At 72.1% G+C, this 19,447-nt stretch carries 24 protein-coding genes and 1 tRNA gene; 9 read left to right on the top strand and 16 right to left on the bottom strand.

Annotated elements, in window-relative coordinates; all coding sequences use genetic code 11:
• The first annotated feature begins 20 nt into the window (after window positions 1-20).
• A complete protein-coding gene (locus ACQUQ1_RS08805) occupies window positions 21-512 on the top strand; it encodes a DUF456 domain-containing protein (protein WP_435063908.1) in 492 nt (163 codons plus the stop codon).
• Window positions 513-594: 82 nt separating this feature from the next.
• Here the strand turns inward: ACQUQ1_RS08805 and ACQUQ1_RS08810 are convergent, their stop codons facing one another.
• From ACQUQ1_RS08810 to ACQUQ1_RS08850, 9 genes are all read right to left on the bottom strand, one after another.
• Complete coding sequence (locus ACQUQ1_RS08810; protein ID WP_435063909.1) at window positions 595-2,031, bottom strand: amidase; 1,437 nt, start codon at window positions 2,029-2,031, stop codon at window positions 595-597.
• Window positions 2,032-2,108: 77 nt separating this feature from the next.
• Window positions 2,109-2,954 (bottom strand): 3-keto-5-aminohexanoate cleavage protein, encoded by an 846-nt coding sequence (locus ACQUQ1_RS08815; RefSeq protein WP_435063910.1) that lies wholly within the window; start codon window positions 2,952-2,954, stop codon window positions 2,109-2,111.
• Window positions 2,951-3,145: a hypothetical protein gene (locus ACQUQ1_RS08820; RefSeq protein ID WP_435063911.1), complete on the bottom strand. Its 195-nt coding sequence runs from the start codon at window positions 3,143-3,145 to the stop codon at window positions 2,951-2,953. The genes ACQUQ1_RS08815 and ACQUQ1_RS08820 overlap by 4 nt, the downstream gene beginning before the upstream one ends.
• Before the next feature lie 110 nt (window positions 3,146-3,255).
• Window positions 3,256-3,645, bottom strand: a complete 390-nt coding sequence (locus tag ACQUQ1_RS08825; protein ID WP_435063912.1) for a hotdog domain-containing protein — start codon at window positions 3,643-3,645, stop codon at window positions 3,256-3,258.
• Window positions 3,646-3,684: 39 nt separating this feature from the next.
• Window positions 3,685-4,716, bottom strand: coding sequence for an amidohydrolase family protein (locus ACQUQ1_RS08830; RefSeq protein WP_435063913.1), 1,032 nt, complete (start codon window positions 4,714-4,716; stop codon window positions 3,685-3,687).
• A gap of 2 nt (window positions 4,717-4,718) precedes the next feature.
• Window positions 4,719-5,951 carry an HD domain-containing protein gene (locus ACQUQ1_RS08835; RefSeq protein ID WP_435063914.1) on the bottom strand — a complete coding sequence of 411 codons (1,233 nt, stop codon included), beginning with the start codon at window positions 5,949-5,951 and terminating at the stop codon, window positions 4,719-4,721.
• A gap of 149 nt (window positions 5,952-6,100) precedes the next feature.
• Window positions 6,101-7,276, bottom strand: a complete 1,176-nt coding sequence (locus ACQUQ1_RS08840) for an HD domain-containing protein (RefSeq protein WP_435063915.1) — start codon at window positions 7,274-7,276, stop codon at window positions 6,101-6,103.
• Window positions 7,277-7,374: 98 nt separating this feature from the next.
• Window positions 7,375-7,824 (bottom strand): Lrp/AsnC family transcriptional regulator, encoded by a 450-nt coding sequence (locus tag ACQUQ1_RS08845; RefSeq protein ID WP_435063916.1) that lies wholly within the window; start codon window positions 7,822-7,824, stop codon window positions 7,375-7,377.
• A 95-nt stretch (window positions 7,825-7,919) separates the two neighbouring features.
• Window positions 7,920-8,738: an inositol monophosphatase family protein gene (locus ACQUQ1_RS08850; protein WP_435063917.1), complete on the bottom strand. Its 819-nt coding sequence runs from the start codon at window positions 8,736-8,738 to the stop codon at window positions 7,920-7,922.
• 85 nt (window positions 8,739-8,823) lie between these two features.
• Here ACQUQ1_RS08850 and ACQUQ1_RS08855 point away from each other — a divergent pair, with 85 nt between their 5' ends.
• Together ACQUQ1_RS08855 and ACQUQ1_RS08860 are read left to right on the top strand one after the other, a co-directional pair.
• The gene (locus ACQUQ1_RS08855) at window positions 8,824-9,165 is read left to right on the top strand and encodes a hypothetical protein (protein WP_435063918.1); all 342 of its coding nucleotides are present in this window, start codon (window positions 8,824-8,826) and stop codon (window positions 9,163-9,165) included.
• 134 nt (window positions 9,166-9,299) lie between these two features.
• Window positions 9,300-9,551, top strand: coding sequence for a hypothetical protein (locus tag ACQUQ1_RS08860; protein WP_435063919.1), 252 nt, complete (start codon window positions 9,300-9,302; stop codon window positions 9,549-9,551).
• 107 nt (window positions 9,552-9,658) lie between these two features.
• Here ACQUQ1_RS08860 and ACQUQ1_RS08865 read toward each other — a convergent pair whose 3' ends face one another.
• The 3 genes from ACQUQ1_RS08865 to ACQUQ1_RS08875 all read right to left on the bottom strand — a co-directional run bounded on the left by ACQUQ1_RS08865 (window position 9,659) and on the right by ACQUQ1_RS08875 (window position 10,619).
• Window positions 9,659-9,931 (bottom strand): hypothetical protein, encoded by a 273-nt coding sequence (locus ACQUQ1_RS08865; protein WP_435063920.1) that lies wholly within the window; start codon window positions 9,929-9,931, stop codon window positions 9,659-9,661.
• 268 nt (window positions 9,932-10,199) lie between these two features.
• Window positions 10,200-10,283, bottom strand: a tRNA-Leu gene (locus ACQUQ1_RS08870).
• A 54-nt stretch (window positions 10,284-10,337) separates the two neighbouring features.
• A complete protein-coding gene (locus ACQUQ1_RS08875) occupies window positions 10,338-10,619 on the bottom strand; it encodes a hypothetical protein (RefSeq protein WP_435063921.1) in 282 nt (93 codons plus the stop codon).
• Window positions 10,620-10,746: 127 nt separating this feature from the next.
• On the opposite strand from ACQUQ1_RS08875, the gene ACQUQ1_RS08880 reads away from it, so the two are divergent.
• The 5 genes from ACQUQ1_RS08880 to ACQUQ1_RS08900 all read left to right on the top strand — a co-directional run bounded on the left by ACQUQ1_RS08880 (window position 10,747) and on the right by ACQUQ1_RS08900 (window position 14,191).
• Window positions 10,747-11,232 (top strand): DUF309 domain-containing protein, encoded by a 486-nt coding sequence (locus ACQUQ1_RS08880; RefSeq protein WP_435063922.1) that lies wholly within the window; start codon window positions 10,747-10,749, stop codon window positions 11,230-11,232.
• Between the two features lie 107 nt (window positions 11,233-11,339).
• Window positions 11,340-12,446, top strand: coding sequence for a M42 family metallopeptidase (locus ACQUQ1_RS08885; protein ID WP_435063923.1), 1,107 nt, complete (start codon window positions 11,340-11,342; stop codon window positions 12,444-12,446).
• A gap of 99 nt (window positions 12,447-12,545) precedes the next feature.
• Window positions 12,546-12,941, top strand: a complete 396-nt coding sequence (locus ACQUQ1_RS08890; RefSeq protein ID WP_435063924.1) for a hypothetical protein — start codon at window positions 12,546-12,548, stop codon at window positions 12,939-12,941.
• An 86-nt stretch (window positions 12,942-13,027) separates the two neighbouring features.
• Window positions 13,028-13,462 (top strand): hypothetical protein, encoded by a 435-nt coding sequence (locus tag ACQUQ1_RS08895; protein ID WP_435063925.1) that lies wholly within the window; start codon window positions 13,028-13,030, stop codon window positions 13,460-13,462.
• A 6-nt stretch (window positions 13,463-13,468) separates the two neighbouring features.
• On the top strand, window positions 13,469-14,191 hold the full coding sequence (locus ACQUQ1_RS08900; protein ID WP_435063926.1) for a DUF7546 family protein: 723 nt from the start codon (window positions 13,469-13,471) through the stop codon (window positions 14,189-14,191).
• A gap of 69 nt (window positions 14,192-14,260) precedes the next feature.
• Here the strand turns inward: ACQUQ1_RS08900 and ACQUQ1_RS08905 are convergent, their stop codons facing one another.
• The 4 genes from ACQUQ1_RS08905 to ACQUQ1_RS08920 form a co-directional block, all read right to left on the bottom strand.
• Complete coding sequence (locus tag ACQUQ1_RS08905; protein ID WP_435063927.1) at window positions 14,261-14,530, bottom strand: cytochrome C oxidase subunit IV family protein; 270 nt, start codon at window positions 14,528-14,530, stop codon at window positions 14,261-14,263.
• Window positions 14,531-14,542: 12 nt separating this feature from the next.
• Window positions 14,543-17,113: a cbb3-type cytochrome c oxidase subunit I gene (locus ACQUQ1_RS08910; protein WP_435063928.1), complete on the bottom strand. Its 2,571-nt coding sequence runs from the start codon at window positions 17,111-17,113 to the stop codon at window positions 14,543-14,545.
• On the bottom strand, window positions 17,110-17,910 hold the full coding sequence (coxB, locus tag ACQUQ1_RS08915; RefSeq protein ID WP_435063929.1) for a cytochrome c oxidase subunit II: 801 nt from the start codon (window positions 17,908-17,910) through the stop codon (window positions 17,110-17,112). Before coxB ends, ACQUQ1_RS08910 begins: the two co-directional genes overlap by 4 nt.
• 86 nt (window positions 17,911-17,996) lie before the next feature.
• The gene (locus ACQUQ1_RS08920; RefSeq protein ID WP_435063930.1) at window positions 17,997-18,515 is read right to left on the bottom strand and encodes a DUF6789 family protein; all 519 of its coding nucleotides are present in this window, start codon (window positions 18,513-18,515) and stop codon (window positions 17,997-17,999) included.
• A gap of 129 nt (window positions 18,516-18,644) precedes the next feature.
• Between ACQUQ1_RS08920 and ACQUQ1_RS08925 the strand changes: the two genes are divergently transcribed.
• Entirely contained in the window at window positions 18,645-19,445 is an 801-nt protein-coding gene (locus ACQUQ1_RS08925) for a succinylglutamate desuccinylase (RefSeq protein ID WP_435063931.1), read from the top strand.
• Window positions 19,446-19,447 lie beyond the last annotated feature (2 nt).

Genomic DNA, 19,447 nt, shown 5'->3' on the forward strand with positions numbered 1-19,447 from the left:
CCACATCACGGACCCCCCTCATGGTCGACGTGGTCACCGCGGTCGCCCTCCTCCTCCTCGTCGCCGGGGTGGTCGGGAGCGTCCTCCCGCTCGTTCCCGCGGGGCCGCTCTCGGTCGCAGGCGTCCTCGTGTACTACTTCCTCGCCCCGCCGTCGGCGCCGCCGCTGGGCGCCGGCTGGGTGCTCCTGTTCGTGCTCGTGGGGCTGTTCACGTTCGCCGTCGAGCACCTCGGCGGCGCGCTCGCCTCGAAGGCCGGCGGCGCCGAGACGTCGACGATGGTGCTCGCGGGCGTCGCGTCGCTCGCGCTGTTCTTCGTGCTCGGCCCGCTCGGCATCGTCGTCGGCACCGCCGTCGCCGTGCTCGGCGCCGAACTGTACGCCGGCAAGGAGCCGGCCGCGGCCGCCCGCGCCGCGGGCTACACCGTCGTCGGCCTGCTCGCCTCCTCGCTCGCCCAGTTCGTGCTGACGCTGTCCGTCCTCGCGGGGTTCGTGCTGTTCGTGTTCGTCCTCTGACTGGGGGTGACCCGTGATTCGGGCACTCCCTATCGCTCGCCCCCGCTTCGTTCGACCGCGCGTGCTTCGCTCACGGGTCGTTTCACTCCCCGTTCGCTGTCGCGGTCTCACTCCGTTCGACCGCGCGTGCCACCCGGAGCGCCGTCTCGTCCTCCCCCGCCGGCGCGACGACCTGGAGGCCGACGGGGAGGCCGTCCGCCGCCCCGCACGGCACCGACACCGCGGGGGTGCCCGTGCAGTTGAACGCCGCCGTGTTCGCCAGCACCTCCCCGGGCGTCACGGACGCGTCCTCGCCGTCGCCGACCGCGCCGAACGCGGGCGCGGGCATCGGCGTCGTCGGCGTCGCGAGCACGTCCACCCGGTCGAAGCACGCCCGCGTCCGTCGGATCAGCCGGCGGCGGGCGTCCCACGCCTCGGCGTAGGCGTCGCCCCCGCGACCCAGCGCGCGCCCCGTCTCGACCAGCCGACGCACCCGCGGCGGAACGTCCGCGTCGGCGACGTCGTCGGGGAGCGCCGCGCGCATCGACCGGGCCCGCCCGCCGTCGAGCGGTCCCACCCCGCCGTCGAGGACGGCCGCGAACTCCGCGAGCGTGTGCACCTGGTTCACCAGCCCGCTCCACTCGTGTTCCGGGAAGGCGAGCCGTTCGACGGTGACGCCGGGGCGGCCCGCGAGGTCGGTCACGGCGCGCTCGAACGCCGCGGCGACGCGGCGCTCGGCGGCGTCGACGAACGGCTCCGGGACGCCGACGCGGAGGCGGCCGAGCGGGCGGTCGAGCGCCGCCGCGGCGGCCGTCGGGGTCGCGGCCGCGGTCGCGGGGCGGAGCGGGTCGCCCCCGGAGACGGCGTCGAGCGTCCGGGCCGCCGTCTCCGCGTCGCCCGCGAGCACGCCGACGTGATCCAGCGTCGGCGCCAGGTCGAGCACGCCCGTCCGCGGGACGCGGTCGTAGGTGGGCTTCACGCCCACGACGCCGCAGAAGGCCGCGGGAACGCGCACGCTCCCGCCGGTGTCCGTTCCGATCGCCGCGTCCGCGAGGCCGGCCGCCACGGCCGCCGCCGACCCGCTGGAGGAGCCCCCGGGGACGACGCCGTCGGCGACCGGGTTCGCGGTCCGTCCCGCCCGACACGCCTCCCCGGTCACGCCCAGCGCGAACGGGTCCATCCGCGTCAACCCGACGAACTCGGCGCCGGCCGCGCGGAGCCGCTCGACGACCGTCGCGTCCGCGTCGGGGCGCCAGTCGAGGGCGCCGGTGCCGGCGCGGTGGGCGAGGCCGGCGACCGCGACGTTGTCCTTCGTCGCGACGCGGAGATCCGAGAGCGCGCCGACGTCCGGCCCCGGCGCCGTCGCCGGGGTCGCGAACGCGTCGACCGGGTCCGCACGAGCGGTCGGTCTCGCCGGCGGGAACGCCGGCGCGGCGTCGTCGCCCGGCAGCGCGCGCACGCGCTCGGCGTACCGGCGCGCCCGCTCGGCCGCCGCTCCGTCGGCCTCCGCGTCGGCGTCCGAGGACGGCTCCCGGTTCATGGGCGGGGCTTCGACCGGGCACGCAAATGCGTTCCGGCGGTTCCGGTACCGACATCCGGGACGCGAGCGCCCTCGGGTCAGCGACGCGACTCGACGCCGAGCAGGTCGCGCGCCTCCGCCGGCGACGCGACCGGGCGGCCCAGCTCCTCGGCGATCCGCGCCGCCCGCGCCACCAGCGCCTCGTTCGTCGCCAGCTCCCCCTTCCGGAGGTAGCTGTTGTCCTCCAGCCCGACGCGGACGTGTCCGCCGAGGATCAGCGACTGCGTCGTGAGCGGGAGCTGATGCGGGCCGAACCCGATGACGTTGAACTCGGCGCGCTCGGGCAGTTGCTGGACCATCCGCTGGAGGTTCGCCGGCGACGGCGGCGAGAGCGTCCCCGGCCCGAAGATGAGGTTCAGGTACGGCGGGTCGGCGAGGTCGTCGAGGATCCGGAACGACTCGTTGAGGTGCCCGTCGTTGAACACCTCCAGTTCCGGCTTGATCCCCCGCTCGCGCATCTCGGCGTGCAGGCCGTCGACGGTGTCGCGGGTGTTCTCGCTCGTGAGGCGTCGCCCGCGGTTCATCGGTCCCATGTCGAGGCTCGCCATCTCCGGGGCCGGATCCGTGCGCAGCGGCTCCGCCCGCAGGGCGTCCGGCGCGGCGGTGCCGCCGGTCGAGTGCTGGATCACGAGGTCCTCGGTCGCGTCGCGGACGGCGTCAGTCACCGCCTGGAAGCGCTCCGTCGAGAACGCCCGCTCGCCGTTGTCGCGGCGGGCGTGTAGGTGGACGACCGCGGCGCCGGCCTCCTCGACCGCCGCGGCGTCCGCCGCGATCTCCTCGGGGGTCTCCGGGAGGCCCGGATGCGTCTCTTTCCCGTGAATGCCCCCGGTGAGCGCCGCCGTGATCACGACCGGCTTGCCGTCGAGGTACTCCTCGTAGGTCATTCGTCCCACGCCAGCCCGGCGTGCTCGCGGAATATCTCGCAGTCCGATCCGGGGTCCAGCCCGTACCGCTCGTTGCAGATGTCGGCGTGGACCGGCTGGACGAACTCCCCCGCGACCGTGCAGAAGGCGCGCGCGGTGTCGAACTCCCGGTCGCCGTCCGACGCGCGGTACTCCAGGTGTGGACAGGCCATACCCTCCACTCGTCGCCGTGCCGCTTCAATGCGGGCTTCGGTGACACGGCCGTCACCGCGTTCGCCCGCCCGTGGCGCGACCGCGGAACCCGACGGACTGAGCCCCCGTGTCACTCCAGCACGACGCCCTCGAACTCTCCCGTCATGACGACCTCGTCGCCGTCGCGGTGACACGCGATGTCGGCCTCGACCTCGGCGCGGTCGTCCCGGCGACGCACGTCCTCGACGGTGACCTCGCAGACGACGCGCTGGCCGGTGTAGACGGGGCGGCGGAAGTCGAACGTCATCGTCCGCGCGAGCACGTCGAGGTCGCCGCCGATCTTCGTCGGTAGCGTCGCCGTCAACAGCCCGTGCACGAGGAGGCGACCCTCCTCGTCGGGCCGCCGGTGGTGCTCTCCGCGGTCGCCCGAGAGGTCGGCGAACGTCCGCACCTCCTCGACGCCGAACGTCCGCTCGTGACGGATGACGCTCCCCGGATCGGGTAGCTCGTCGGGATCCACGTCCGCCGGGTCCGGCCGGGAAGGCTTGGGTGTGTCGCCCTACGACACGACCGTCTTCACGTCGCTCTCGCCCGCCCGCCGGACGACCGCCCTGACAGGGTCCCGGACGCCGGCGAGGTTGTCGGTGTCGCCGTCGAGGACGAGCAGGCGGGCCGGGCGGCCCTCCTCGACCACGCCGCAGTCGAGCCCCGCGACCGCGGCGCCGTTGACGGTCGCCATCCGGAGCACCTCGACGGCCGTCGCGTCGGTCAGCTTCGCCGCGAACTCCATCTCGCGGAACATCGAGGGGCTGTTGAGCATCACGTTGTCCGTCCCGAGCGCGACGGTCGTCCGGTCCAGCAGGTCGCGTACGGGCGGGACGCCCACGCCCGTGACGAGGTTCGAGCGCGGGCAGACGACGACCGGCCACTCCGCGTCGGCCAGGCGGTCCAGGTGCGTCTCCTCGGGGTGGACCATGTGGACGATGTGGTCCGGGTCGAGGTCCATCGCGGCGTCGACGTCGAGGGCGTCGCGCTCTCCGGCGTGGATGCCGAACAGCTTGCCGGCGCGGCGGGTCGCGTTGCGCTCGGCGTCGAAGTCGTCGTCGCGGGCGCCGCTGGCGCCGAAGCCCGCGGCGAAGGGGTGCTCCATCGCCTCGACCGTCTCCCGCCCGAGGACCACCGACTCGACGGGGACGCCGTCGCTCGCGGCCTCGATGGCGTCGACGCCGGCGACGCCGCCCTCGCGGAACTCGACGTGGGCGGTCGTCCCCGTCGCGTGCATGTACCGCAGGGAGCGCCGCATCGCGTCGATCTTCTCCGCTGCGGGCGTGTTCCGGAGGATCCGGTGTTTGAGGCCGTCCGGCGGCGCGACGAGCTCGTCGAGGTCGAGCCCCCGGCCCGCCTCCTTCGCGACGGAGTCGCCGATGTGGGTGTGGGCGTTCACGAACGCCGGGCAGATCACGTCGTCGCTGGCGACGGACGCCTCCTCGATCCCCGTGACCTCGCCGTCCTCGACGACGACGCGGCCCTCGACGGCCTCGAACTCCCGGCCGACGAGGACGGTCCCCTCGTAGGTTGCGACCTCGCCCATCGTCACTCGCCCCCCTCGAACTCGTCGAGCGTCGCGTGGACGCGCCGGCGCACGTCCGAGACGAGCGTCCCGTCGATGTCCAGCCCTAACACGTCCGTCGCCGCCTTCCCGACGCGGTCGGTCGCGTCGGCGACGGTGTACACGCCCATGCGCCACTGCCGCTCCTGGGCCGTCCGCAGGCCGGTGACCAGCGGCGAGTGGTCGCCGAGGCGGCGCACCTCGCCGTTGACGAGCACCTCGGAGGTCGACTCCGTCATCGACGGCTCCGGCGGCACGTCGACCACCACCTCCGAGGGCGACACGTCCGCGCGCCCGGCGATGTCCGACTCCAGATCCCTGACGGTATCGTGATCCGCCTCCCTGAGGCGGTCGGGCGTATCGTCGTACTCGGCCCAGACGGCCCGCTTGTACAGGTCGCGGCGGTCGTACCGGCGGGCGAACTCCTCGGTCTCGGGCGTCATCCGGAGCGCGCAGATCAGGTCGTAGTCGTCCATCCGGCGCACCTGCCCGGCGTCGATGTCCGGCGTCGCGATCAGGCGCTCGGTCGCCCGCCGGAGCATCCCCTTCGAGATGCGGGCGACGGGGTGGGCGTACACCGTCGGCGTCATCAGGGCTCTGGCCATCAGCAGCGACTCGGCCGTCTGGACGTTCCCCTCGTCGAGGACGAGTTCCCCGTCGGCGAAGGTGAGCTCGCGGATCAGCCGCTCGTGGTCGATGGTGCCGTAGGGGACGCCGGTGTGGTGGGCGTCGCGCACGAGGTAGTCCATCCGGTCGACGTCCAGTTCCCCCGAGACCAACTGCCCGTACTGCCCCTCGCCCGCGATCAGGCCGGCGACGCGCTCGGGGTCGAGGTCGTGGGCGAGGAGCACATCGCCGACCTCGGTGTCGACGAGCAGGTCGGAGACGTCGTCGTGGTACAGCCCGGTGTGGCGGTGGAGCAGTTCCTCGACGTTGTGGCTGAACGGGGCGTGGCCGATGTCGTGCAGCAGCGCGGCCGCGCGGACGCGCTCCGCCTCGACGCCGCCCACCCCGAGCGAGGAGAGCGCGCGGTCGGCCAGGTGGTAGACCCCCAGCGAGTGCTCGAACCGGGTGTGGTTGGCCGAGGGGTAGACCAGCTTGACCGTCCCGAGCTGGGCGATCCGCCGGAGCCGCTGGACCGGCCCCGTGTCGAGGAGGTCCGCGGCGACGCCGTCCACCGAGATGTGGTCGTGGACGGAGTCCTTGATCGTCGTCATGGCGGGCGCTTCGCCGGCATCGTTCTTAAACTGTGGGCGACGGGATCGGCGAGGACGGCGGGACCGGAGCGGACGGCGAGGACGGCGGGACCGGAGCGGACGGCGAGGGTGGGCGGGGCGGCGAGGTCGGCGGCCGTCCGCGCCGCGTGTCAGTCCCGGATCGGCCCCGCCCGGACCCCGAGCACGTCCTCGGCCGCGGCCGCGACGGCGTCGGTCTCGCCATCGGGGGCGTACACGCCCATCCGCCAGCCGGCGCGCTGGGCCGCCCGCAGCCCCGAGACGAGTTCGGAGGCGTCCTCCAGCCGCTGCGGGACGCCGTCGACGAGGACCCTGCTGCCGGCCTCCGTGAACGTCGGGCGGCCGGGCACGTCGACGATCACCTCGCGCGCGTCGAGGCTCGCGCGGTCGGCGATCTCCCGCTCGGCGGCACGCTCGCCGGCGTGGTCCAACTCGACTACGTCCGCGGGCGTCGCCGACAGGTCCGCCCAGACGGCCCGCTTGTAGAGGTCGCGGTACTCGATGCGCTCGCCGAGGTCGGGGACGTGCTCGCGCAGCGCCACCAGCAGGTCGTGGTCGGCCATCCGACGGAACTGGGCAACGTCGACCCCGGCGTCGGATTCGAGCAGGCGCTCGGAGGCGCGCTCCAGCATCGCGCCGGCGACGCGGGAGACGTGGTGGCGGTAGACAGTCGCGTCCATGAGCGCCCGCGCGAGCAGGAGCGACTCGGCGGTCTGGACGTTCCCCTCCGCGAGCACGAGCGCGCCGTCCTGGTACCGGAGTTCGCGCACGAGCCGCTCGTGGTCGATGGTGCCGTAGGGGACGCCGGTGTGGTGGGCGTCGCGCACGAGGTAGTCCATCCGGTCGACGTCCAGTTCCCCCGAGACGAGCTGGCCGAGTTCGCCCTCGCCGCGGACGATGGCGGCGACGCGGTCGGCCGAGAGGCCGTGCTCGTCGAGCACGTCGCCGGCGTCGGTGTTCCCGAGGAGGTCGCCGATCTCGTCGTGGTCGACGCCGGTACGCCGGCGGATCACCTCCTCGGTCTGGTGGCCGTACGGGCCGTGGCCCACGTCGTGGAGGAGGGCGGCCGCCCGGAGGTGGCGCGCGCGGTCGCCGTCGACGCCGAGGTACTCCAGCGCGCGGGAGGCGAGGTGGTAGACGCCCAGCGAGTGCTCGAATCGGGTGTGGGAGGCGGAGGGGTAGACGAGGCGCACGGTGGAGAGCTGTTTGATGTGGCGCAGGCGCTGGACGGCGCGGGTGTCGAGGAGGTCCGCGGCGACCGGGTCGAGGGTGATGTAGTCGTGGACGCTGTCCTTGATCGCCTTCATCTGACTGACTCGTATGGCGTGGGTGGGTACCGTATGCGTGTCGGTGTCCGCCATCGCGCTCCCCGCGCTGCTCCCGACCGCCGGCGCTCGCGGCCGGTTCAGATCGGAACGCCGGACTCCTCGTAGTCGGTCCCCAGGATCACCATCGTCTGCGAGCGGTCGAACCCGTCCATCGTCGCTATCTGGCCGAACATCAGTTCCCGGAGCGCGTCCGTGGACTCCGCGTACACCCGGAGCATCACGTCGTACTCGCCGGTCGTGAGGTGCACCTCGCGCACGCCCTCGACCTCGCGCAGGGTCTTCAGGGCGTCCTCCTCGTGGCCCTGCTGTACCCGGAGGCCGACGAACGCCGAGACGCCGTACCCGACCGCCTTCGGGTCGACCTCCGCGCGGTAGCCCTTCAGCACGCCCGCCTCCTCCATCCGGGAGACGCGGTCGTGGACCGTCGCGCTCGACATGTCGATCTGTCGCGCCACCTCGCTGAACGGCGTCCGGGCGTCCTCCTGGAGGATGCGGAGGATCGCGCGGTCCGTCTCGTCGAGTTCCATGGCGGACACAGGAGGGAGCGAGCCTTTGCGGTTTGGGTTTCCGTATGTGTGGCTGCCGCTGCGGACCGGCCGGGGGTTCGGGGCGCCCGGACGACTCAGTCCCCGCCGGACTCGATGGCCCGCGCCGCCGCGAGCACCTCGTCGTGGAGGTGGCCGTTCGAGGCGACCAGCCCCCGCGAGTCGTGGCGCCACGGCTCCCCGTCGAGGTCAGTCACCGTCCCGCCGGCGGCGCGGACCATGTGGACGCCCGCGACCGTGTCCCAGGGGTTGCACCGCACGTTCGTTATCGTCCCGTCGAGCGACCCGTCGGCGACCATCGCGAGCGTCACCTGCGCGGAGCCGAACCGCCGCATGTCGCCGAACCGCTCGACGACCTCCGTGCACGCCCGGGCGTACTCGTCGCGCGCGTCGAAGTCCCACCACACCGTCGGCGACACCGCCGCAGTCTCGGGGTCGGTCCGGGCGCTCGCCGTCACCTCGGTCCCGTTTCGGTAGGTCGCGGAACCGTCGGCGAGGTACACGTCGTCCATCGCGGGCAACGCCGTTGCCGCCGCCACGGGCTCGCCGTCGACCACCGCGGCGACGGCGGTTGCGAACGCCCGGATGTCGCGCACGTAGTTGTTCGTCCCGTCGATGGGGTCGATCACCCAGGCCGCGCCCTCCTCGGGGACCGTCTTGCGTTCGTCCTCCTCCTCGCCGACGACCGCGTCGTCGGGGTAGGTCTCGCGGATGCGCTCGATGACGCGCCGCTGGCTCTCGCGGTCCGCCTCGGTCACGACGTTCGTCTTCCCGCCCTTGCGCTCCACGTCGATGCCGCGCCGGAAGTGCTCGCCGGCGACCGCCGCGCCCGCGGCGGCGGCGGCCTCGGCGACCGCCGCCCTGCCGTCGTGGGACGCGTCGTCGGGTACCGTCATGCCCCCCGTTGTGGCGACCGCCCTGGAATAGCCGTCGGTTCGCGCGCCGCGGGAGTTTTTATCCTCCGGTCGGAACCGGCCGCGCATGGACGACGACCGCGAGGAGGCCGACTCAACGGAGCCCAAGGGCCTTCCCGAGCCGACGGCGACGCCGCGGAACGACGTGCCCCGGGACGACCTCCCGGCGGACGTCGAGGCCGCGCTCGCCCAACTGATCGCGTCGGCCCGGGAGTCGCTGCGCGCGGGGGACAGGGGGGAGGCGCTCGCGTCGGTGGACACCGCGGAGACGGTCGCCGCCACCGAGCTCCCAGACGGCGACAGGAGGGATCGGCTGCTTCACGGGTGCGCCCGGGTCGCCGACCTCGCCGAGGCCGACCCGTCCGTCGCCGCGGAGTATCTGGACGCGATGCGCCGACGGCTCGCGTAGCGTGTACTCGAACTCGGAACCGAGTTGTGTTCGAACCGTCCCCGGCGATATCGGCCGACAGACGCCCGGAGCGACTGTTTACTCGAAATCGACTCAGCCCGGAGTTAAGTCGGAGTACGACGTGATCCCATCCGATGCGCCCGAGTGAGGCGGTCCGACAGATCGAATACGTCATCGACGCGACATCGACCGACGGCGGCCGTCGCTGCGCGGCCGGCTACCGTCCCGCGTTCGAACGCGTCCACGCCGCCGGCGACGGCGCCGACGTGGCCGACCTCGCGGCGGCCCTCGGCGCCGAGGTCCGCGGGGGCGCCCGCCCCGACCCCGCCGAGGCCGGGAAGGTCGCCGACGAACTCCTCGGCGTCGCGACCGACGGGGGCGAGTGACCCGCCCGGTCGACAGGCGTCGCCACCGGACGGCGGATCGATAGCGCCCCGTCTCGGGTTCTCCACGGTCCGATCCCCGCCGCGAGCCCCGCGTCCGTTCCGTCCGCTCAGCGCCGCACCCGAACGGGGTCCTCGGCGCTGATGAACGGCCGCGTCTCCCCCTCGGCGACGAACGACAGGCCCCCGTCCTCGACTCGACGCACCTCCCATCCCGGCAAGTCGGGGATCCCGTACTCGGCGGGCTCGCCGTAACAGCCCGCGATCGCCCAGGTCCGGGCGAGCATCGCGGATCGGCTCCCGGTCGGTTCCCCCCTCGACCAGTCGCGGCCCTCCTCGCCGTTCGACGCCGTTCCCCCGTCCGGCTCCGCCTCGCTCGACATACGATTTAGGCCAACCTAATCGGATAAGTGGGTTTCGAAATTTAGGCGTGCCAAAATCGATGACGGATCCGTCGACACCTCGCGGTAGTCGGGTTCCGGACGTGAGTTGTGCGAGGGAAGAGCGCTCCGTGAGAGCGTCTTCCGCACTGTGGGCCAGCGGCCCGCGCAGTGCGAGGGAAGGGATTTGAACCACGGTCGCAGCGAACTGCTCCCTGCTTCAAACCCCTCCGCTGTGCATCTCGCTCGGCCCCTGAGGGCCTCGCTGCGATGCGAGGGAAGGGATTTGAACCCTTGGACCTCTACAGGAGCGGATCTTGAGTCCGCCGCCGTTTCCTGGCTTGGCTACCCTCGCACGCAGTAGCCGGCAGGACGGCCCCGGGGGTTAAAGCTCCGATTTCCCGCGGTGTTACCGTCCCCGCCGCGACGCGGTGCCGGCCTGCTGCAGCGACATGTACAGGACCATCCCGAACGAGCCCATCAGGAGGCCGAACTCGACGCCGTCGGGCGTGCCGCCGTCGCCGAGCAGGAACATGACGAAACTCGCGCCGGCGGCCGCCAGCGCCAGGAGGTACAACACGGCCGGGCGGGCGTTTCGGTCGGCGAGCGCCGCCCAGGTCCGCCGGAGGGCGCGGCCGCGACGCCGTAACGCGCGCGCTGCGGCCGCCGTCACACGTCGGGGTAGGGACATCGAACACCGGGGAATGGGGTCGGCGGCTCATAAATGCCCGCCGGTCGCGGGGCCACGGACGCGAGCCGTCCGACCGGGGCGACGCGCCGGCGACGGAGTTACACGCCTCGCTCGCGCACGTCCCCGCATGGACGACCACACGCGCGACCCGAGCGTCGCCCCCCCGCTGGGGGACCCCACGGGGTGGCGGAGCGACGAGCGCGTCTGGGAGCACGCGACCCTCCGCCGGGCGACCGAACACGGCGTCCGCCTGTTCAACGCCGGCGACTACCACGAGTCCCACGACTGCTTCGAGGACGAGTGGTACAACTACGGCCGCGGGTCCGTCGAGAGCGCCTTCCTCCACGGGATGGTGCAGGTCGCCGCCGGCGCCTACAAGCACGTCGACTTCCGCGACGACGACGGGATGCGCTCGTTGTTCCGGACCGCCCTCCGGTACCTCCGGTCGGTTCCCGGGGACTTCTACGGCGTCGACGTGGACGACGTGCGAGCGACGCTGCGGCGGGCGCTGGAGGACCCCGCCGCCCTCGACGGCTGGCTGATCGAACTCGACGGCCAGCGTGCGACGGCGCACGCCGCCGACTACGAGTACGCGGAGTCGCTGGAACACTGACCCGCGTCGGGAGGGCGGTCTTCGGGGCCGACGGCCACGACCCGCCGCCTTCCGGCTCGACCCGCCGCCTCCCGGTCCCTTATCGCCCCCCGTATCCTCCCCCGTTCATGGACGGATTCGACCTCCTCCGTGAACTCACGGAGGCACACGGGCCCGTCGGGCACGAGGACGAACCGCGGGAACTCGTCGCCCGGGAGTTCGAGCGGAGCGTCGACCGCGTGCGCGTCGACGCGATGGGCAACGTCGTCGGCACCGTGGAGGGGGAGGCGGGCGGAGCCCGCGCGGACGACGGGCCCGAACTACTCGTCGCGGCCCACATGGACGAGATCGGCTTCGTCGTCCGCCACGTCGACGACGAGGGGTTCGTCCGCGTGGCCCCCCTGGGGGGCTGGAACCCCGAGATCCTCCGGTCCGCACGGGTCCGGATCCATACCGGCGGCGGGGAGAGCGAGGGCGAGCGAAGTGAGCCCTCGGAACGAACGGGGAGCCGGGCGACCCGTGGGGCCCCGGTCGACGGGGTTATCGGCGCGGTCCCGGCGCACGTCCGCGACACCGAGGGGGAACAGGACGTGACGGACGTGGCCGTCGACCTCGGCCTCGACGCCGAGGCGGCACGCGAGCGCGTCTCCGTCGGCGACGCGGTGACGATGCGCGCGCCGACCGAGCGGATCGGCGACTGCGTGAGCGGGAAGGCGCTCGACGACCGCGCGGGTGTGTGGGCGATGCTCCGGGCCGCCGAGCGGGCCGACCCGGACGCGACGGTCCACTTCGTCGCGACCGTCCAGGAGGAGGTCGGCCTCCGGGGCGCCGAGGCGGTCGGGGTCGATGTCGACCCCGACCTCGCCGTCGCCGTCGACGGGACGCTCGAACGCGCCGTCCCGGGGGTCGACCCGGCCGAGCGCGTCACCGCACTCGGCGCCGGCGTCGGCGTGAAACACAAGGACGCCACGGTCGTCCCGACGCCGGCGGTCGTCGGGCGGTTGGAGGCGCTCGCGGAGGAGCGCGACATCCCGTTCCAGCGCGAGGTGGCGGCGAACATCGGGACCGACACCGGCGCCCTCCAGACCGCCGCCGGGTCGACGCCGGTGGGGGCCCTCTCGGTTCCCGTCCGGTACCACCACTCGACGGTCGAGACGGCCCACGTCGACGACCTGGCCGCGACGGTCGACCTCCTGACGGCCGCCGTCGAGGCCGGACCCGACGGACTTCGCTAGGCGAGGCGGGATGCGGGGGGAGGAACCCCGTCCGATCCCGCCGGCGGTTCCGCCGGTACGCTCATGCCGTTCGAGCCGCGAGTTGCGGGGAGAGTTCACATGCCCGGGGATCCGGACCGCCTGTTGACGGTCGCCGTCGTCGGCGTCGCTGCCCTGTTCGTCGCAGCGTTGGGGGTGCTGGGGTACGTCGCCGCCACCGGGAACGCCTCGACCGCCGAGCCGATGCGGGACGTCCAGTGGCGCTTCGACCGGGTGAACGACAGCCACGCGCGGGTCGTCCACGACGGCGGGCCGACCGTCTCCCCGGAGGGGCTGATGGTGTCGGTCGACGGCGTCGAGCGACACCCGGCGTGGGGATCGGGGACGCTCTCGTCCGGCGACGCGGGGCTGTTCAGGGCCGACGCCGGGTCGGACGTCGCGCTGCTGTGGGAGCGCAACCGGGTCGACCGCGTCGTGCTCGCGCGCTGGAGCGTCCCGGCCGACGACGACGGCTGACCCCGGCGCGGAACGGTCGTCGCGTCGGCGACATGCGTGTCAGTATCTGGCAAGCATTATATCGGAGGGGGTCGAACGTGTTCGACATGGCTTCGACGGCGTATCTGGTCAGCACGCTCGCGACGGGGCTGGTGCTGGTCGCGGTCGGCGCGTACGTCGCCCGGTCGTTCGCCTGGCGGAGTTGGGTCAGCGCGACCGGCACCGGCGTCGGGACCGACGACGGGTCGACCCCGGAGCTCCCCGGCGAGACCGCCGAGCCCTCGGGGGTCCCGCTGGCGGTCGGCGGCGTGCTGGTCGTCGCGGCCGCCGCCGGCGTCGGCGCGGCGGTGCTCGCCGAGACCCCGGCGCTGGGTGCGCTCTTCGGGCTGTTCGGGGGCCTCCTCGCGCTGTACGTCGCCTGGGGCGTCTATCACATCTGCCGGTCGCGCGGCATGACCTACGCGCAGGCGTTCGGCGCGGGCGTCTGGCTGCTCGCGACGGTGTTCCTCGCCGGCATCGTCGCGAAGCTCCTCGTCGGGTGATCGACGGTGTCCGGTGACGGGGGCGCCTCCGCCGACGTGCGCGGGCTCGCGGCGGCGGTCGCCTCGCGGCTCCGCGGCGCGCTGTCCGGCCACGCCGACCGAGGGACCGTCCTGCGGTGGGCGCTCCTCCTCTGCGTCGAGGCGGCGTTGCTGCTCGCGTACTTCGGGCTCACGGACGCGACGGTGACGCACCTCGGCTACGTGCTCGCGCCGTTCGTCTGGATCAACGCCGGCGTCTGGGCGCTCGCTCGCGTCGACGCCCCGCCGGCGCCGCGACGCCGACGGGTCGCGGCGGGCGTCGCCGCCTGCTGCTACTTCCTCGTCCTGCTGGCCGTGACCGGGCTTCTCGGGGGCGGCACGGGCGGGCCGCTCGGGTGGATCGACGTGGGGATGGCTTCCCCGGGCTGGGGGCCGGTCGTCCGCTTCGCGGGGACGCTGTTCTCGTTCACGCTCGTCCCGTACCGCCTTATCGGGTACCTCGCGCTGTCGTACCTCGTGTACGCCCGGCTGCTGTCGGCGACTGCGGCGGCGCTGTCGGGCGTCGTGGGGCTCGCCTCCTGCGTGAGTTGCGGCTTCTCGGTCGTCCTCTCGCTGGTCGCGGGCGTCACGGGCGGGTCGTCGGCCGCCCTCGGCGCGGTGTACGCCGCCTCCGTCGAGGTGTCGACGGCGGCGTTCCTGCTGGCGGTCGCGCTGCTCGTGGTGGTGCCGGGTCGCTTCGGCGGCTCCTGACCCGGTACGGACGCCCGTCCCGGTCCGACCGTGTGTGGTCGCGGGCGACGGCGGAGCCGCGGCCTCCCGTTAGATGATGGAGTAGGCCGCGGCGAACGTCAGGGCGAGCGCGCCGATCAGTCCGGCCAGCACCACGAGCGTCACCGACCGGGGCTCGAACTTGAGGTGCTGGTAGTAGCCGACGACGAACAGCGCCTTCACCGCCGAAAGCACCATGATCGCCGTGAACGCGACCCAGTACATCGAGTCGAGGTACCCCGCGCGCTCGACGGCCACCTGCGCCGTCGCGATGACGAACAGGACCACGTATATCGCCGTGTACAGTTTGAGTGATGTCATGTTCTGGTCACCTCACACGATGTAGAACAGCGGGAACAGGAACAGCCACACCACGTCCACGAAGTGCCAGTACAGCCCGAAGTACTCGATGGGCTCCTCGTTCCCGGCGTACGCGCCGCGGGCGGCCCGGACGATCATGTACAGGGTGATCAGGAGGCCGACGGCGACGTGGGCGCCGTGGAGGCCGGTGGTGAGGTAGAACGTCGACGACGCGATGTTCGTCGACAGCCCCCACCCGTCGGGGAACGCCTCGCTGTGGACGTGGAACAGGTGGCTCCACTCCAGCGCCTTGTTGATCAGGAACCCCACGCCGAGCAGGAACGTCGCCGCGAGGCTCCCGACGGTCCACAGTCGCTTTCCCCGCTGAGCGGCGACCATCGCGATCACGACGGTGAAACTGCTCGTGAGGAGGAGGTAGGTGTTGATCAGCCCCGGGAGCGGGACGTGCGCGGCCGGGATCATGTGGTGCCACGACTCCCAGCCGTACGCCACACGGACGAACGCGTACGCGCCGATGAACGCGCCGAACAGCACCACGTCCGAGGCGAGGAACACCCACATCCCCATCTTCGTGTTCTCCACGTCGCCGAAGGGCCACTGGGCGGCCCACTCGACGACGGGCCCGTCGAACGGCTCCATCGTCATCGCCACGAGCGACCCCAGCGTGACGACGCCGCCGGCCACGAGGAAGCCGAGGTAGACGTCGCCGGCCATGCCGTCGACGAACGACCCCTCGCTGATCCCCGAGGCGCCCAGCAGCGTGAGGAACGCGCCCGCCGAGACGATCACCGGCCAGACACTCGCGTGGCTTACGTGCCCGCCGTGCTCCGTCTCGACCGGCGTCGCCGGCCGCGTCGCGCCCTCGCGGGTCACGACCGCCCCGCCGTCCGACGCCGTCGTACCGCCGTCCGCGGCGGCCGCGGCGCCGTGGGGGTCGCCGCCGGCCGTCGCCGCGCGGACCTCCTCCTCGTCGCGGAACTCCAGTTCGCCGGACGTGTAGTCGGGGTAGCCCGGGAAGTTCTCCAGCGGCGGCGGCGAGGGCACCGCCCACTCGGCGGTGCTGGCGTACTCCCACGGCCGGTCGGATACCTCCTCGCCGGCCCACGCGCTCCGGTAGAGGTTGTAGAACATGACCAGGAACGACGACCCCAGCAGGAAGCCGCCGACCGTCGCGAGCTGGTGCCACGGCTCCAGTTCGGTCTGGTAGGCGAACACCCGGCGGGGCGTCTCCCAGGCGACGAACATCGGGAAGTAGAGGAGGTTGAAGCCCACGAAGTACATCGCGAAGTGGACCTTCCCGAGGAACTCGTCGTACATCCGCCCGGTGAGCTTCGGGAACCAGTAGTAGAGCCCGCCGACGAGCGCGGTGACCCCCCCGACCATCACGTAGTGGAAGTGCGCGACCACCCAGTAGGTGCCGCGGAACTCGTAGTCGAGGACGACCGCCCCGAGGAACACGCCGGTGATCCCCCCGAGGATGAACAGCACGAGCGCGCCGAAGTTGAACAGGAACGGGGTCTTGAATCGGATGTCGCCCTTCTTCATCGTGTAGATGAGCGCGAACACCATCAGGTCGAACGGGAGCGAGATGCCGATGGTGGTCGCCATGAACACCGTCTTGGCGTTCAGCGAGATGCTCGTGAGGAACATGTGGTGCATCCAGACGAAGAAGCTCTGCAGCGCCACCAGCACCATCGCGGCGATGAACCACTTGCGACCGACGATCCGGCGGCCGGTGAACGTCTGGAACGTCTCGGCCATGATCCCCAGCGCGGGGAAGAACACGATGTACACCTCCGGGTGGCCGAAGAACCAGAACAGGTGCGTCCACAGCAGCGACCCGCCGGGGCTGGTCTGTGCGAAGTATGTCGTCCCGAGGATGCGGTCCGAGGAGAGGATGAGCAGCGCCGCAAGCAGCGCGGCGAACGCGAACAGCATCATCCAGACGGTGAGCAGGATCGTCCACGAGAACAGCGGCATGTTCCACAGCGACAGCCCCTTCGCGCGCATGCGATGGATGGTGGTGATGAAGTTCACGGACCCGACCGTCACCGAGGCGGTGAACAGCACCATCGCCAGCACCGTCGTCGTCGCGCCGACGCTCGGGAGGAACGTCGGGACGCTCAGGGGGGCGTACATCGTCCACCCGCCCGAGAACGACGCCCCCTGGAAGAACGACACGCCGAACAGGACCCCCGAGAAGAGGTACAGCCAGTAGCTCAGTGCGTTCAGGCGCGGGAACGCGAGGTCCTTCGCGCCGATCTGGAGGGGAACGATGTAGTTCGCGAAGCCGAACGCGAACGGCGAGAGGAACCAGAACACCATCAGCAGGCCGTGCGCGGACACGGCCTGGTTGTACGCGACCGGCCCGAGCAGGCCCTCGCCCGGCGCCCGCGACACCCACAGCTGGGTCCGCATCAACAGCGCGAGCACGCCGCCGAACACCAGGAAGAACAGCGACGTCCCGATGTACAGCAGCCCGATGTCCTTGTGGTTCGTCGTGACGAACCAGCGCTTCAGCGTCTTCGAGTCCGGGAGATGCGGCGTCGCGAGGACGCTCGCCCGGTCGTCCGGGGCGCTCACGCGCCCACCCCCGCCGGCGCGGCGACCCGGTCGGTCGTCGCCGAGACGCTGGCGTTCGTGGCCCCGTCACCGTCGGAGCCGTTCGGCGCCGACGTGTTCGCGTACCACGCGTCGAACGCCTCCGGCTCCATGATCACCACCCGCGCGTCCATGTAGGAGTGGCCCGACCCGCACAGCTCGTAGCAGTGGGCCTGATACGTGCCTGGCTCGTCGGCGACGAACCAGGTCTCGGTGGTCTGGCCCGGGATGGCGTCGGACTTCACCCGCAACTCCGGTATGCCGAAGTTGTGGAACACGTCGCGGGAAGTCACCACGAGGTGGACGTCCGTGTCGGCGGGCGCGCGCAACACGTCGCTCTCGTGGCCGTTCGGGTAGATGAACGTCCAGGAGAACTGCCCGCCGACCACCTGCACCTCGATCGCTTCGGGATCGGCGGCCGTCGACCCGGGGTTCTCGACGTACAGCAGCGTGAGGTACGTCCAGGCGATGAGCGAGACGACGATGACCGCGCTCATGCCGAAGGAGACGAACAGCTTCCCGCCCCCCTCGCTCCCGCTCGGGAGTTCGCCGAGCCGTGGCCGCTCGACGTCCTCGTGGTCGTGATCGGCACCCTGTCGGTACTGGTACGCCTTCAGCGCCATGTAGCCGATCACGACGACGCCCACCGCCGTCCCGAGCACCAGGAACACCTCGAAGATCCTGTTGAACACCTGCGCTCTGGTCCCCCGGGGGACGAGCCCGCTCCCGCCCGTGTGGAGGAGCACGGCGTGGACCGCCGCAGCGTCACACGGTATCATGTCACACTACCAATCACGGCAAGTATTGATAGAACTATCGCCGACGGAGCCCCGGTTCGGGGTGTTCGGATCCCCGACACCTCGGGTCACACCTCGTGTTGGGGGATCCCGATGGTCCGGTCGAGCACCCCCGCGAGGACGACCCCGTACACCCAGTGGGCGACCAGCGAGACGACCAGGAAGGTTCCGACGACGACGGCCGACCCCTCCGGCCAGAACGCGGGGACGAACCCGGTCCAGAAGATCGTCGCGAACGTCGCGCCGCGGAGGTAGCGCGGTCCCTCGGGCGGGAGGTACGCCCCGACGACGAGGAACACCATCGGCAGCAGCACCGTTCCCCCGGCGACGAACAGCGCGAGGCCGAGCGCGAGCGACGGCTCGATTCCGAACAGTTCCGTCAGGGGGACGAACTCCACGATCGGGTCCGGACGGAACAGCCCCAGCGCCGCCGGGAGGCCGACCAGCACCGGGATCATCGTGATCATCCCGAGCAGCCCGCCGAGCATCCCGACCCCGAGCACCTTGACGGTGATCGGGATCGCCAGCTCCGACCCCGACTCGATCACCGCCGACTCCCCGCCCGCGACCTCCGTTGGTTCGCTCATTGTCGCGAAGATGTTCGCCGCCGTCCCTGTTAACTGTTATCAATGGACACTTCCCGGACCGGTCCGATCGCGGACACGACGCGTCCGGAACCGCGCCCCTCAAATGTGTACCGGGCGGAGATCGGATATATGCGAATCCACCAACTGGGGACGGGCGTCCCCGAGGTGGCCGTCGTCGCCGGCATCCACGGCGACGAGCCGTGCGGTCCCCGGGCCGTCGAGCGGCTGCTCGCGGCCGACCCCGACGTGGACCGGCCGGTGAAGCTCGTCGTCGCCAACGAGGAGGCGCTCGACGCCGGCGTCCGCTACCTCGAGGAGGACCTGAACCGGGCGTTCCCGGGCGACGCCGACGGCGATACCCACGAGTCCCGGCTGGCCCACCACCTCATGAGCGAACTTGAGGGGTGTACCGTGCTGGCGCTCCACTCCACGCAGTCGACCGCCGAACCGTTCGCCGTCTGTAAGACGGTCGACGAGATCGCCCGCGCGATCGTGCCCCACCTCCCGGTCGACAAGCTCCTCGAGAGCGAGGGGCTGGCGGAGGGGCGGCTGGTCCGCCACCCGCACACGCTGGAGGTGGAGTGCGGCCTCCAGGGAACCGAGGAGGCCGCCGAGAACGCCCACCGGCTCGTCCGGTCGTTCCTCTCGGCGACCGGGGCGTTCCCGAGGCCCGGGACGGACGACGCCGTCGCCGACGGCGGCGCCCGCGACGTCGAGGTGTTCCGCCTGCTCGACGCCGTGCCGAAGCCGCCGGCCGACGAGTACGAGGTGTTCGTCGAGAACTTCGCGGCCGTCTCCGTCGGCGAGCGGTTCGCCTCGGCCGACGGCGAGGTCTTCACCGCCGACGAGCCGTTCCACCCGGCGCTGATGTCGGCGTACGGCTACGCGGACCTGTTCGGCTACGCCGCCGAGCGGGCCGGCACGCTCTGAGG

The organism is Halobaculum sp. EA56 (genome assembly GCF_051195075.1).
Taxonomy (GTDB): Archaea; Halobacteriota; Halobacteria; order Halobacteriales; family Haloferacaceae; genus Halobaculum.

What these genes read in the sequence shown, in the direction of transcription:
- ACQUQ1_RS08805 (WP_435063908.1), top strand. Translation starts at nt 21, where the DNA reads ATGGTCGACGTGGTCACCGCGGTCGCCCTCCTCCTCCTCGTCGCCGGG.
- ACQUQ1_RS08810 (WP_435063909.1), bottom strand. Translation starts at nt 2,031, where the DNA reads ATGAACCGGGAGCCGTCCTCGGACGCCGACGCGGAGGCCGACGGAGCG.
- ACQUQ1_RS08815 (WP_435063910.1), bottom strand. Translation starts at nt 2,954, where the DNA reads ATGACCTACGAGGAGTACCTCGACGGCAAGCCGGTCGTGATCACGGCG.
- ACQUQ1_RS08820 (WP_435063911.1), bottom strand. Translation starts at nt 3,145, where the DNA reads ATGGCCTGTCCACACCTGGAGTACCGCGCGTCGGACGGCGACCGGGAG.
- ACQUQ1_RS08830 (WP_435063913.1), bottom strand. Translation starts at nt 4,716, where the DNA reads ATGGGCGAGGTCGCAACCTACGAGGGGACCGTCCTCGTCGGCCGGGAG.
- ACQUQ1_RS08835 (WP_435063914.1), bottom strand. Translation starts at nt 5,951, where the DNA reads ATGACGACGATCAAGGACTCCGTCCACGACCACATCTCGGTGGACGGC.
- ACQUQ1_RS08840 (WP_435063915.1), bottom strand. Translation starts at nt 7,276, where the DNA reads ATGAAGGCGATCAAGGACAGCGTCCACGACTACATCACCCTCGACCCG.
- ACQUQ1_RS08845 (WP_435063916.1), bottom strand. Translation starts at nt 7,824, where the DNA reads ATGGAACTCGACGAGACGGACCGCGCGATCCTCCGCATCCTCCAGGAG.
- ACQUQ1_RS08850 (WP_435063917.1), bottom strand. Translation starts at nt 8,738, where the DNA reads ATGACGGTACCCGACGACGCGTCCCACGACGGCAGGGCGGCGGTCGCC.
- ACQUQ1_RS08855 (WP_435063918.1), top strand. Translation starts at nt 8,824, where the DNA reads ATGGACGACGACCGCGAGGAGGCCGACTCAACGGAGCCCAAGGGCCTT.
- ACQUQ1_RS08860 (WP_435063919.1), top strand. Translation starts at nt 9,300, where the DNA reads ATGCGCCCGAGTGAGGCGGTCCGACAGATCGAATACGTCATCGACGCG.
- ACQUQ1_RS08865 (WP_435063920.1), bottom strand. Translation starts at nt 9,931, where the DNA reads ATGTCGAGCGAGGCGGAGCCGGACGGGGGAACGGCGTCGAACGGCGAG.
- ACQUQ1_RS08875 (WP_435063921.1), bottom strand. Translation starts at nt 10,619, where the DNA reads ATGTCCCTACCCCGACGTGTGACGGCGGCCGCAGCGCGCGCGTTACGG.
- ACQUQ1_RS08880 (WP_435063922.1), top strand. Translation starts at nt 10,747, where the DNA reads ATGGACGACCACACGCGCGACCCGAGCGTCGCCCCCCCGCTGGGGGAC.
- ACQUQ1_RS08885 (WP_435063923.1), top strand. Translation starts at nt 11,340, where the DNA reads ATGGACGGATTCGACCTCCTCCGTGAACTCACGGAGGCACACGGGCCC.
- ACQUQ1_RS08890 (WP_435063924.1), top strand. Translation starts at nt 12,546, where the DNA reads ATGCCCGGGGATCCGGACCGCCTGTTGACGGTCGCCGTCGTCGGCGTC.
- ACQUQ1_RS08895 (WP_435063925.1), top strand. Translation starts at nt 13,028, where the DNA reads ATGGCTTCGACGGCGTATCTGGTCAGCACGCTCGCGACGGGGCTGGTG.
- ACQUQ1_RS08905 (WP_435063927.1), bottom strand. Translation starts at nt 14,530, where the DNA reads ATGACATCACTCAAACTGTACACGGCGATATACGTGGTCCTGTTCGTC.
- coxB (WP_435063929.1), bottom strand. Translation starts at nt 17,910, where the DNA reads ATGATACCGTGTGACGCTGCGGCGGTCCACGCCGTGCTCCTCCACACG.
- ACQUQ1_RS08920 (WP_435063930.1), bottom strand. Translation starts at nt 18,515, where the DNA reads ATGAGCGAACCAACGGAGGTCGCGGGCGGGGAGTCGGCGGTGATCGAG.
- ACQUQ1_RS08925 (WP_435063931.1), top strand. Translation starts at nt 18,645, where the DNA reads ATGCGAATCCACCAACTGGGGACGGGCGTCCCCGAGGTGGCCGTCGTC.